Raw genomic sequence first — 12,465 nt, forward strand, 5'->3', positions numbered from 1 at the left:
ACATGCGAGAGACAGTCAGAGAGTTTGTTTCCGACAATTACGAAGATACGCTGAAGCTGCTGAAGCGTCTGGCGGCGATTCCCGCGCCATCCGGAAGAGAGGGAGAGCGGGCCGCTTTCATACTTCAGTTCCTGATGGAGGAAGGGGCGGGAGACTGCTGGATCGACGAGACAGGAAACGTCATCGTCAGAATGCCGGGAAATGACGAGGAAGAGAAGAATTTCTCCGTTTTTGCCGCCCATATGGATATCGTGTTTCCGGATACGCGTCCGCTGACCGTTTACGAGGACGATACGTCTCTCAGCGCACCCGGCATCGGGGACGATACGGCGAATCTTGTCAATCTGCTGATGACCGTGAGGTTTTTCCTTCGGCACAGGGAACTGATCCGTCCGCACGGTCTGATGTTCGTCGCCAATACAGGCGAGGAAGGGGACGGCAATCTTGCCGGGACAAAGGGCCTTTTCCGCTCATTCGGGAGCCGGATCCGTGATTTCACCTCCCTCGATCTTTATCTCGGCACGCTGGTGGAGGAAGCGGTCGGGTCCAGCCGCTACCGGATTCATCTCCATACGGCGGGCGGCCACTCCCTTCACGATTTCGGCAGGATGAGCGCACTCAAGGCGGCGGCGGATCTTGTCGAGCGGTTCTACGGTATGCAGCTTCCGCCGGAAGGTCTTGCGACCTACAATGTGGGAACGCTTTACGGCGGTACGTCGATCAACGCGATCGCGTCCGACGCGGAGCTGACGTACGAGTTCCGCTATGATCGCGAGTCCGTGAGGGATTATATGACAAGGCAGCTGGAGGAAGCTCTGCGGTCCGTTGAACACGGTGACGTCCGCGTGAACTGCACCGGAACAGGGTTCCGTCCGTGCACAACCGACCGGATCACGCCCGGGATGCGCGAATTCCGGTCTGCCGCGGAGCGGACCGTCGGTTCGGTCCTGAAGAAAAACGTACAGCCGGTGGCCGCTTCCACGGATGCCAACATCCCGCTGTCGATGGGGATACCGGCTGTTGCCTTCGGAACGGTATCGGGTGCCGGACTTCATACCCGGGATGAGTGGATCGACAAGGCAAGTCTGATGACCGGCCAGGAGCTGGCGATCCGGTTTGCGCTGGATCGAAGCGGAGTCATTTGAAACGAGGTTTTATGGAAACGGGAGAGAAGAAATTTTCTGAGGAAACGGAGCGCTCCGGAGAGATCCGGCCGGAAGACGGGGGGAAGGCCGGTGATCCTGTTCTGGAGAAAGCGGCCGGCGGGACCGGTAAAGCGGATCCCGGACCGGACATGAGTAAAGAGGAGGCAGCTCCCGGTATGGATTACCATGATGAGATGATCCAGATCGAGATGCTCTTTCAGAGCCACATCGTCTCCTTCGGCTACAAGGAATATTCCCTCGAGACGTATGTGGACCGGCACGTCTTCGGCGCCTGGAAGGCCCGGGAGGGATGCGCGGATACGGACGAGATGCGCGCGGGGCTCAATATCGACGGCATACTCCGGAGCGCGGATCCTTCCGAGTCGGAGGTGCTGACTTATCTTCAGTACACGCTGAATATCGCAGAGCTCTGCCGGAGAGCATTCAATCAGGAGAAGGCTCCGGGCTATGATTTCGACATCCGGAATTACACGGAGCTGCTTTCCCGTATCCGGGCTATCCTGCGCCGTCTCGGCTATGAGGTGAAATATATCCCGGAAAAGGAATTCATCTATATTGTTCCCCGGGACGCGGCGGCGGAGGCTGTCTCCGCGGATGAAACCGATCCCGTGTCCCAGGCGGTCACCGAGTACCGCAGCACATCCTTCGCCGGCAACCTCGCAGGAAAAAGAAAGATTCTGGCTGAACTCGGAAAAACGATCGAATCCTACCCCGACAACCTGAAGAGTGAACATGCTGTTCTCTTCAGCCGGATCGAGTTCATGCTGAACCATGTCCAGATCCGGCACGACCAGTCGGAGGGGGACGACCGGATCGAACGGGTCGCGCTGATGAGCGCGGATGAGCTGGAGCACTGGTATGACGAGACGTACCGGCTGATTCTGCTGCGGATCCTTGAGCATCAGAGCGAGGACCGGATCCGGGATATCGATGAGCTGGCAGGCGAGTGCGGCATCGGAATCGAAACAATCTCAGAGGAGGAGATGGCGGACCTGCTGAACGGCCGGCTGCCGGAGGAGGAGAGCGCTGACGGGTTCCCGAGTCCGGAGGAAGACGCGGAGGAGAAGCCTGAAGGGAAGGAGAAGGACAGCGGAGCGGACGGACACCTTCCGGAGTCAGGCGAGGCGCGGGAAAAGAAGCCGGCGGAGGTCCGATCCGGTTCCTCCGGCAGTGCGAAACGGATTATCATCGCCGTCCTGGTAGCGGATATTCTGTTTGTTCTGTTTGTCCTTTGCTGGATACTGTTTGTTGGAGTGTGAGGAAAATGACGGATCAGGTGGAAGTAAATACGGAACCGGTGCGCCGGACCGGATCCGGCGCCCGGCGCAGACGGACAGGCCTGACGGAGGACGCCGGAAGGTACGCGCTGTATGCCTTTCTGATTAATCTTGCGGCAGCGGCGATTGCATTCGGCGGCTATATCATCTATTACCGCGGACTGTTCAGCGTTGCGGGTGATTTCAACGTGCAGCAGATCCCGTTCGCGATGTATGCCAACGACGCGATCAAGTCCGGGAATGTAGTCTGGGACTGGAGCCTTGATCTCGGATCGAACTTCATCGGCGGGATGACGTTCTATCTTCTGGGCAACCCATCCTTCTGGATTTCCCTCCTGTTTCCTTCAAAGGCATTTATCTACATTGTAGGCTGGCTGTATGTTCTGAAATACGGCCTGGCGGGACTTACCTCTTATCTCTGGATCCGCCGGTTCGTGAAGCATCCTTCCAACGCGGTGATCGCCTCCACGATGTACGCGTTCAGCGGATTCATGAACGAGAACCTGCTTTTCTACCACTTTCACGATGTGGTCGTTCTGTTTCCCCTTCTGCTCATCGGCTTCGACGAGCTGATGGAAAAACGGAAACACGGCTTCTTTATCGGGGCTGTGGTACTCAATCTTCTGGTGAACTATTTCTTCTTCCCGGGAGACGTGCTTTTCCTCGGCGCCTACTATATTCTTCGCTATGTTGTGCTGGACGGGAAGAAGGCGTGGAGGCGGCTTCCGGAGATTCTGCTGGACGGTGCGCTCGGCTGCGGGATCACGATGGTACTCATGCTGCCGGCGGCGATTTTTGTTCTGCAGAATCCGAGGGTCAGCTTTGATTATGTGGGAAGCAATTCGCTGGTCTTCGGCCTGGAGCGATATCTGTTTATTCTGAAGGCGCTGATCTTTCCCGGCGAGGTGATGTCAGACCAGAGCGCGGTGATCAACCACAATTTCTCTTCCTGCGCGGCCTACATTCCGATGATCGGTCTGATTTACACGATCGCCTTTCTCCGGATGAACCGGAAGCACTGGCTCACGCGGATGCTGAAGTGGTGTCTGGTGATGGCGGTAGTGCCGATTCTGAATGCGAGCTTCTCGATGTTCGCAGGCCTGTATCACCGCTGGTACTATATGCCGGTGCTTCTTTTTGCTCTCTCCGGCGCGTATGTGCTGGAGCAGCTGGAGATGGAGGACGGCGTATGGGCCTCCCCGACTCCGGCGGAACGGGCTGTGCACGCGGGCTCTGTTATCTGGGCCGTCATTGTGGCCGGATTCCTTGTCTTCCTCGTCTTTGTGCCTTGGAGCTCAAGTGAGAAGAGCAAGATTTACCGCGATGACGTGTTCTTCGCGTGGTCTATGGTCGCGGTGGCCGGCGTCATCCTGACATGGGTCCTGTCCACGCAGGTCCGCAGGCACCGGCGGCTGCTGATCGAGATCGGCATTCTTGCTTTCAGCATCGGCACGCTGGCGTCACTGATCCATCTCTATCATGTCGCGAACGGGGAGGAGGCCGACGGACTCGAGGACCGGCTTGTGACATCGGCTGACTTCGGTCTTGATACCACGTCGTACCGGTATTCAAACCGCGACAATCCGGAGACACTGACCCACGGATATTCCGCCAGCGCGAATTTCTGCAGCACGGTGTCCGGATCCATCTTCCGTCTGTATGAGGCACTCGGGCTGTCGAGGGACGTGAAATCACCGGAGGCGCCGGTCGGCTTTAACAATCTGATCTCGGCCCGCTACTCTTACGAAACATCGAGGCCGGAGGAAGGGGAGAAGCCGGTACGGACGGTGAAGGGCAGGAGCCGGACGTATTATCTCTATGAAAACGAAGATATACCGCCGATCGGCTTCACTTATGACACCTATATGACTGCGTCTGAATTCTCGGAAACGGCGACCGCGACGCGGGCGATCCTGATGCTGAAGACGCTGGTCATCCCCGATGACCAGGAAGCCGAGGTCAGTCAGGTGCTGCGCCATTACGATGAGGCGGCGGACGGAAGCGCCACGGAGGCGGATCTCACCGAGATCAGCCGTTTGCATCTCGCGGAGTGCACTTCCTCCGCGGTCCGTACGACCTCCACTTATACGGCGGAGCTTCACGCGGCCGCAGAAACCTACGCCTTCTTCTCGATTCCGGATGATTCGGGCTGGAGCGCGACGGTGAACGGCCGGAAGACGGAGATCGTCGATATCAACGGATTTATGGCCGTACGGATCTCCGCCGGCGACAACACGATCGTTTTTTCGTATACGGTTCCGGGTCTTCGGGCCGGCGCAGCCGTTTCAGCGGTGAGTCTGACCGCCGCGGCGATCTGGATCGGACTGACGCGCCGGCGCCGTCTCAAAGCGGCCTGAACGGAGCAGGTGAAGAAAGGCGGGCGGAACGGCTGATATGTTCCTCCGTTCCGCCCGCCTTCTGTCCGGATGATTTCAGGCCCGGATCCGCCTGGCCGCGAGACCGTCGGACAGACGTCCGATCAGCGCAAGCGCGAACATGATCAGGAGCGCGAGGGCGCCGAGGTACAGATCGCGGCGCGCATCCTTCCGGCTCTTTCGGTTTCTTAGTTTTTTCAGCATGGGGAACCTCCTTTGTACGGAATCTTTATGCTATTATATCCTCAGACCAGACGAATTGCATCTTTATCATCCGTCCGTCAGGACGAACACCGCGCGGTGCCGCAGGCGCCGCCGCCACGATAGGAGAGTTTCATGATCGAAGCAGTCAATGTCACCTACAGAGTCGGCAAAAAGGCTTTATTCGAGGACGTCAACATCAAATTCACGGAGGGAAACTGCTACGGGCTGATCGGAGCCAACGGAGCGGGAAAGTCCACCTTCCTGAAAATTCTTTCGGGAAGACTCGAGACGACAAGCGGCAGCATCGTTGTGACACCCGGTGACCGGATCTCCTTTCTGGAGCAGGACCATTTCAAATACGATGACTACGATGTGCTTGACACTGTCATTATGGGAAACCGCCGCCTCTACGAGATCATGAAGGAGAAGGACGCGATCTACGCGAAGGAGGACTTTTCGGATGAGGACGGAATCCGTGCGTCTGAGCTGGAGGGAGAATTCGCCGAGATGAACGGCTGGGAGGCGGAGGCCGACGCAGAGTCTCTGCTGAACGGACTCGGCATCGACGGGGAGCTGCATCACAGACAGATGGGAACTCTTGACGGTCCGCAGAAGGTCAAGGTCCTTCTTGCGCAGGCTCTCTTCGGCAATCCGGATATCCTGCTGCTGGATGAACCGACGAACCATCTGGATATGGATGCCATCGACTGGCTTGAGGAGTTCCTGATCGGTTTCGAGAACACCGTGATCGTTGTGTCCCATGACCGCTATTTTCTGAACAAGGTCTGCACGCAGACGGCCGATATCGATTACGGGAAGATCCGGCTCTATGCCGGAAACTATGACTTCTGGTTCGAATCCTCTCAGCTTCTGATCCGCCAGATGAAGGAGCAGAACCGGAAGAAGGAAGAGCAGATCAGGGAACTGAAGGAGTTCATCGCCCGGTTCTCGGCCAACGCCTCAAAATCGAAGCAGGCGACCTCGAGAAAGAGAGCTCTGGAGAAGATTCAGCTTGATACCATGGTCCCTTCCTCGAGAAAGTATCCCTACATCGATTTTCGTCCGGACCGGGAGATCGGCAACGACGTGCTCTTCGTGGAGCATCTGACCAAGACCATCGACGGAGAGACGATCTTTAAGGATCTGAACTTCACCGTGAACCGTACGGACAAGATCGCTTTCGTCGGAGGCAATGAGAGAGCGAGGACCGTCCTCTTCCAGATTCTGGCAGGAAGGATGGAGCCGGACGAGGGATACTACAAGTGGGGCATTACCACGTCGCAGGCGTACTTCCCCAAGGATTACAACGATGAGTTCGACAATGACCTGACGATTGCGGACTGGCTGACCCAGTATTCCGAGAACAAGGACACCACGTATGTGCGGAGCTTCCTCGGCCGCATGCTGTTTGCCGGTGAGGACGGGGTGAAGCGCGTGCGGGTCCTCTCCGGAGGGGAGAAGGTCCGCTGCATGCTGTCGAAGATGATGATCTCCGGCGCGAACGTCCTGATTTTCGATGAGCCGACCAATCACCTGGATATGGAGGCGATCACGGCTCTCAACAACGGGATGACGAAGTTCCCGGGTGTGATTCTCTTCGCCTCTCATGACCATCAGATAGTCGAGACGACGGCGAACCGGATCATCGAATTCCTTCCTGACGGATCGATCATCGATAAGGTCGGAACGTATGATGAGTATCTTGCCTCTGACGTAATGGCAAGAAAGCGTCAGGTTTATGTAACCAGCGAAGACGAGGAACAGGACGACTGACAGGGAAAGCGGATAACGGGGGAGCATCATGGATCTGTATCTTCGGACGGGACTGGCCGCAGCGGTGGAGCTGCTGGTTCTGTTTGTGATCGGCGGGCTTCTGCAGCCGGCCGCGGACGACGGGGAGACGTCCGTATGCGAGACAATCCTTTCCGGCTTTGTGACGATGCTCGCGGAGCTGGAAGCGGCCGCGCTGCCTTCCACTGCGGCGGGAATCACGCTTTCCGCCTTCTTCATGATCTGGGCCGCGTCACTGTCCCTGCTCATCGCCGCTTCCTGTGTGCTTCATTACCGGGGCTTCTTCCGCGCGACGGCGTGGCACGCGAGAAATTTCCAGTTTACGCCTGCCACGATGATGATGGTTATCGGAGCAGCTTCTCTCGCCGCGTTTTCGGTACTGACCGCCGGAGATGCCGATACGTCGCATGTGATCAGTCAGACAGCCACAGATCTCTACACGGATACCATCGGGAGGACGGACGGTCTGACCGGCGCGGCTCTGGAGACGATGCCGGTCACCGTTCTGATCACACGGTACCATCTGGCAGACGCTTTCTGCGCGAGGCTTTTCGGGATCCCCGTGCTCACCCAGATGAAGCTGGTGCGTCAGGGTCTGACGGTGATTCTTTCCCTGATGGCGGGTTACCGGATCTTTTTCAGGCTTCTCGGGAGGAGCAAGCGGCGCGCAGGCTGGGCCACGCTTTTTATGACGTCCGTGCTTCTTCTCACTGCCACGGGGGAAACTGCGCAGGCTGTTCTGCTGCGTACGGGCTGGACGGGAAATGCCGCCCTAACAGGGATCGTTTTTCCTTATCTGATTCTCCTGATGCTGAGTCTGACTGATCACCCGGAGAGTTTCCGGGCGAAATGCCTGCTGTTTCTGACGGGAGTGGCCGCCGTCTCGCTGTCGGAGACGGCGATCTACCTGACGCCGGCCGCGATTCTCGTCACATTTCTCCCGGCCATTCTGATCCGGAAACGCTGGAGTCTGCTGCCTCACATGCTGCTGTCCCTGATCGTGCCGTCGGTCTGTGTGCTGATCGGACTGATCGGGCCGGCGTTTTCGCTGTGAGAGGAGAGAAGAGATGGGTGAATATTCTGATGCCGTCCGTTCCGGTGTGAGCGCTGTGGCCGAAGTGTTCCGGCGCTTTGAGACGCCGGGGCACTGGCTGCTTTTTCTGGCCGCCGCTCTGCTTCTGGTTCTGCTGTTCGGAAAACGGACGGGCCGGACCGCCTTCATCTGGCCGTCGGTCTTCGTCTTTGCCTGCCTGCTGAATCCGCTGGTCTTTCCGCAGCTTTCCCGACTGGTCCCTTCATTCCGGACCGAGACATTCCGGCTGCTGTGGCTTCTGCCGATGACGCTGATCATGGTGTTCGGTTTCGCCTCTCTTCTTGCGCGGCTGTCCGGCCGCCCGGCTGTCCGAATGGTCTGTGTATTCATCACAGCCGCCGGCCTTCTCGCTGTCACGGCTCCGGTGATCGCACAGATCCCATCGCTGATCAGCGTGCCGGCTGATATCGGGATGGCAGACGGAGAGCTGATGGCCGTATGCGGATATTTCCGCGACGAGGCGGGCGCGGATGAACCGACGGTCGCGTTTGAGGAGAAGAACATGAGTGAGCGCGTCAGGGAGTATGATCCCGCGATCCGGATCTCATCTGTTTTCACGGAGGCTGAGGACGCAGGTGAGGAGCTGACGGCCGATGCGCTCCGGAAGCAGAAGCCCGACTACATTGTGCTTGCAAAGGGCAGTTCGTCCGCTGATGTCCTCAAGGAGCTCGGATACCGGGCCGCGGCCTACACGGACGAGCACCTGATCTATGTGCATAAGGCCGAATAAAGGCCGGTCCGGTGTCCTTTTTTCACAACATATCGAAGCATCGTGGACAGTCCCCGCCCGCGGTGCTATAATTTTTTCATGATGAAAAGGTGTGCATAAGTCGTGCTTTTTCAAATTGATAAGGAGGAATTCTGAAATCATGGCGAAGAGAAAAATGTTAACCATGGATGGCAACGAAGCAGCCGCTCACGCATCGTATGCGTTTACGGAAGTTGCTACGATCTACCCGATCACGCCGTCATCTGTCATGCCTGAGCACGTGGATGAATGGGCGACGGCAGGCCGCAAGAATATCTTCGGTCAGGAAGTCCAGGTCACCGAGATGCAGTCCGAGGCGGGCGCCGCGGGCGCCTATCACGGCTCTCTGGCGGCGGGCGCTCTGACGACCACCTTCACGGCGTCCCAGGGCCTTCTGCTGATGATCCCGAATCTGTACAAGGTGGCGGGCGAGCAGCTTCCGGGCGTGTTCGATGTTTCCGCCCGTGCGGTCGCCAGCCATGCGCTGAGCATCTTCGGCGATCATTCCGACATCTATGCGTGCCGCCAGACAGGCTGCTGCATGCTCTGCGAATCCTCCGTCCAGGAAGTGATGGATCTGACCCCGGTCGCCCATCTTGCGGCGCTGAAGGGCAGCCTTCCGTTCATCAATTTCTTCGACGGCTTCCGTACATCCCACGAGATCCAGAAGATCGAGACATGGGATTACGCAGATCTTGCCGACATGGCTGATCCCGAAGCGATCCGGAAGTTCCGTGAGCACGCGCTGAACCCGAACCACCCGGTCGAGAGAGGCTCCGCACAGAACCCGGATATCTTTTTCCAGGTCCGCGAAGCATCCAACACCGCTTATGAGGCGATGCCGGCGATCGTTCAGGAATACATGGACAAGGTCAACGCCAAGATCGGCACCGACTACAAGCTGTTCAATTACTACGGCGCTCCGGACGCGACTTCCGTCATCATCGCGATGGGCTCCGTCAACGACACGATCGAGGAAACCATCGACTATCTGATGCAGAAGGAAGGCGCGAAGGTCGGCGTGGTGAAGGTCCGCCTGTACCGTCCGTTCTCCGCGAAGGCGCTGATCGACGCGATCCCGGATACCGTAAAGGTGATCAACGTGCTCGACCGCACGAAGGAGCCGGGCGCTGAGGGCGAGCCGCTGTATCTTGACGTCATCGCCGCTCTCCGCGATTCGAAGTTCAAGGATGTCCGGGTCAACGGAGGCCGCTACGGTCTCGGTTCCAAGGACACCGCACCGAATCAGATCAAGGCTGTTTTTGAAAACACGGACAAGAAGGTCTTCACGATCGGCATCGAGGACGATGTGACCGGTCTCAGCCTGAAGGTCGGCGAGCCGCTGGTCTGCACGCCGGACGGCACGATCAACTGCAAGTTCTGGGGAATCGGCGCGGACGGCACGGTCGGCGCGAACAAGAACTCCATCAAGATTATCGGCGACAACACCGATATGTATGCTCAGGCGTACTTCGATTACGACTCCAAGAAGTCGGGCGGTGTGACGATGTCTCACCTCCGCTTCGGCAAGAAGCCGATCAAGTCCACCTATCTGATCCGCAAGGCGAATTTCGTCGCATGTCATAACCCGGCCTACGTCACCAAGTTCAATATGGTGCAGGAACTGGTTGACGGCGGCACATTCCTTCTGAACTGCCCGTGGCCGGATGAGGAGATCGGCGATCACCTTCCGGGCCAGATGAAGAAGTTCATCGCGGATCACAACATCAAATTCTATGTCATCGACGGCGTGAAGATCGGCATCGCGACCGGAATGGGCCCGACCCGTATCAACACCATCCTGCAGTCCGCTTTCTTCAAGCTTTCCGGCATCATTCCGGAGGAACACGCGATCCAGCTGATGAAGGACGCGGCGCAGAAGACCTACGGACGCAAGGGCCAGGATATCGTCGAGAAAAACTGGGCCGCGATCGAGGAAGGCGCGAAGCAGGTTCGCGAGTTCCAGGTTCCGGCGGACTGGAAGAACTGCGGGGACGAGGGACTGTCATTCAAGAAGCATGAAGGCTCCGGCCCGGTCATCGATTTCGTGAACAACATTCAGAACGCGGTTTCCGCTCAGGAAGGCAACAACCTTCCGGTTTCCGCTTTCAAGGACTATGTGGACGGCTCCACGCCGAGCGGCACCGCTGCCTACGAGAAGCGCGGCATCGCCGTCATGGTTCCGCAGTGGGATTCGACGAAGTGCATCCAGTGCACAAGATGCTCCTATGTCTGCCCGCACGGCGTCATCCGTCCGTTCGCTCTGACCGCGGACGAGGCCGCCTCTCTTCCGGAAGGCACCGCGACACTGCCGCTGATGCAGTTCCCGGACAAGCGATATCTGATCGCCGTGTCGGCTCTGGACTGCACGGGCTGCGGCTCCTGCGCGAATGTCTGCCCGGGCAAGAAGAACAAGGAGACCGGAGAGGTGGAGAAGGCGCTGACGATGGTCCCGGCTGCCCAGGCGACCGAGATCAATCAGCCGATCTTCGATGTGGCCGTCAAGACCCCGGAGAAGGAAGACGTCATCGCCAAATACAAGGTCAATACGGTCAAGGGAAGCCAGTTCAAAAAGCCGCTGCTTGAGTTCTCGGGCGCATGCCCCGGCTGCGGCGAGACACCGTACGCAAAGCTGGTCACGCAGCTGTTCGGCGACAGGATGTACATCGCGAACGCGACCGGATGCTCCTCTATCTGGGGCAACAGCTCGCCGTCCACGCCGTACACGGTCAATGCCAAGGGTCACGGCCCGGCGTGGGACAACTCCCTTTTTGAGGACGCGGCTGAGTTCGGCTACGGCATGGAACTTGCACAGAAGGCGATTCGTGCCGGCCTGAAGACGAAGGTCGAGAAGCTCGTCGAGAACGGCATCGCGAAGGAGGAAGGCCAGAAGTATCTGGATACCTTCAAGAGCGGCGCGCTGAACGGCGAGGCGACGGATGCGCTGGTCGAGGCCCTCAAGGGTGCCGATGATCCGGACGCGAAGGAGATCCTCGAGAAGAAGGACTTCCTTTCCAAGAAGAGCCAGTGGATCTTCGGCGGCGATGGCTGGGCTTACGATATCGGATACGGCGGACTCGATCATGTTCTGGCTTCCGGCCATGACATCAACGTCCTCGTCTTCGATACCGAGGTCTATTCCAACACAGGCGGACAGTCCTCCAAGTCCACGCCGACCGGTGCGGTTGCCCAGTTCGCGGCTGCCGGCAAGGAGACCAAGAAGAAGGATCTTCCGGGTATGGCGATGACATACGGTTACGTCTATGTTGCACAGGTCGCCATCGGTGCGGATTACAATCAGGCCGTCAGGGCGATCGCCGAGGCGGAAGCTTACGAGGGACCGTCTCTGATCATCTGCTACGCGCCGTGCATCAACCATGGTATCCGTAAGGGCATGGGCAAGTCCATCACCGAGGAGAAGCTGGCTGTGGATGCGGGCTACTGGTTCAATTTCCGCTTCAATCCGGCGCTCAAGGCTGAGGGCAAGGACTGCTTCTCGCTGGATTCCAAGGCTCCGTCAGCCTCCTATGAGGACTTCATCATGGGCGAGGTCCGGTACAGCTCGCTGAAGAGAGCCAATCCGGAACGCGCCAGGAAGCTGTTCGCGAAGTCCGAGCAGGAAGCGAAGGAGAGATACGAGAATCTCGTCAAGCTGGTCGATTTCTACAAAGCGTAAAAAGCTTATCCGCGTGATGCGCGCGGGAAGCTGTGAGAGAAGAAGCAGGCAGGGCCGATTGTGCCCTGCCTGCTTTTGTGCTAGAATGAGGGCATTCATCCGGGCGTCGTGCTGCCTGATTCAGTCCATCTGCCC

8 protein-coding genes are annotated in these 12,465 nt (G+C 58.2%); 7 read left to right on the top strand and 1 reads right to left on the bottom strand.

Annotated elements, in window-relative coordinates; translation table 11 throughout:
- The first annotated feature begins 2 nt into the window (after positions 1–2).
- The 3 genes from G4C92_RS14405 to G4C92_RS14415 all read left to right on the top strand — a co-directional run bounded on the left by G4C92_RS14405 (position 3) and on the right by G4C92_RS14415 (position 4,800).
- The gene (locus tag G4C92_RS14405; RefSeq protein WP_274940510.1) at positions 3–1,145 is read left to right on the top strand and encodes a M20/M25/M40 family metallo-hydrolase; all 1,143 of its coding nucleotides are present in this window, start codon (positions 3–5) and stop codon (positions 1,143–1,145) included.
- A 176-nt stretch (positions 1,146–1,321) separates the two neighbouring features.
- Positions 1,322–2,425 (top strand): hypothetical protein, encoded by a 1,104-nt coding sequence (locus G4C92_RS14410; RefSeq protein WP_274940511.1) that lies wholly within the window; start codon positions 1,322–1,324, stop codon positions 2,423–2,425.
- Positions 2,426–2,430: 5 nt separating this feature from the next.
- Entirely contained in the window at positions 2,431–4,800 is a 2,370-nt protein-coding gene (locus G4C92_RS14415) for a YfhO family protein (protein ID WP_274940512.1), read from the top strand.
- Positions 4,801–4,875: 75 nt separating this feature from the next.
- On the opposite strand, the gene G4C92_RS14420 is transcribed toward G4C92_RS14415, so the two are convergent.
- Entirely contained in the window at positions 4,876–5,022 is a 147-nt protein-coding gene (locus tag G4C92_RS14420) for a hypothetical protein (RefSeq protein WP_274940513.1), read from the bottom strand.
- Between the two features lie 132 nt (positions 5,023–5,154).
- Here G4C92_RS14420 and G4C92_RS14425 point away from each other — a divergent pair, with 132 nt between their 5' ends.
- From G4C92_RS14425 to nifJ, 4 genes are all read left to right on the top strand, one after another.
- Positions 5,155–6,795, top strand: a complete 1,641-nt coding sequence (locus tag G4C92_RS14425) for an ABC-F family ATP-binding cassette domain-containing protein (protein ID WP_274940514.1) — start codon at positions 5,155–5,157, stop codon at positions 6,793–6,795.
- A 28-nt stretch (positions 6,796–6,823) separates the two neighbouring features.
- A complete protein-coding gene (locus tag G4C92_RS14430; protein WP_274940515.1) occupies positions 6,824–7,867 on the top strand; it encodes a DUF6077 domain-containing protein in 1,044 nt (347 codons plus the stop codon).
- A gap of 13 nt (positions 7,868–7,880) precedes the next feature.
- Entirely contained in the window at positions 7,881–8,636 is a 756-nt protein-coding gene (locus tag G4C92_RS14435) for a hypothetical protein (RefSeq protein WP_274940516.1), read from the top strand.
- Between the two features lie 139 nt (positions 8,637–8,775).
- Positions 8,776–12,330 (top strand): pyruvate:ferredoxin (flavodoxin) oxidoreductase, encoded by a 3,555-nt coding sequence (gene nifJ, locus G4C92_RS14440; RefSeq protein WP_274940517.1) that lies wholly within the window; start codon positions 8,776–8,778, stop codon positions 12,328–12,330.
- Positions 12,331–12,465: the final 135 nt, after the last annotated feature.

This window comes from Chordicoccus furentiruminis (genome assembly GCF_019355395.1).
Lineage (GTDB): Bacteria > Bacillota > Clostridia > Lachnospirales > Lachnospiraceae > Chordicoccus > Chordicoccus furentiruminis.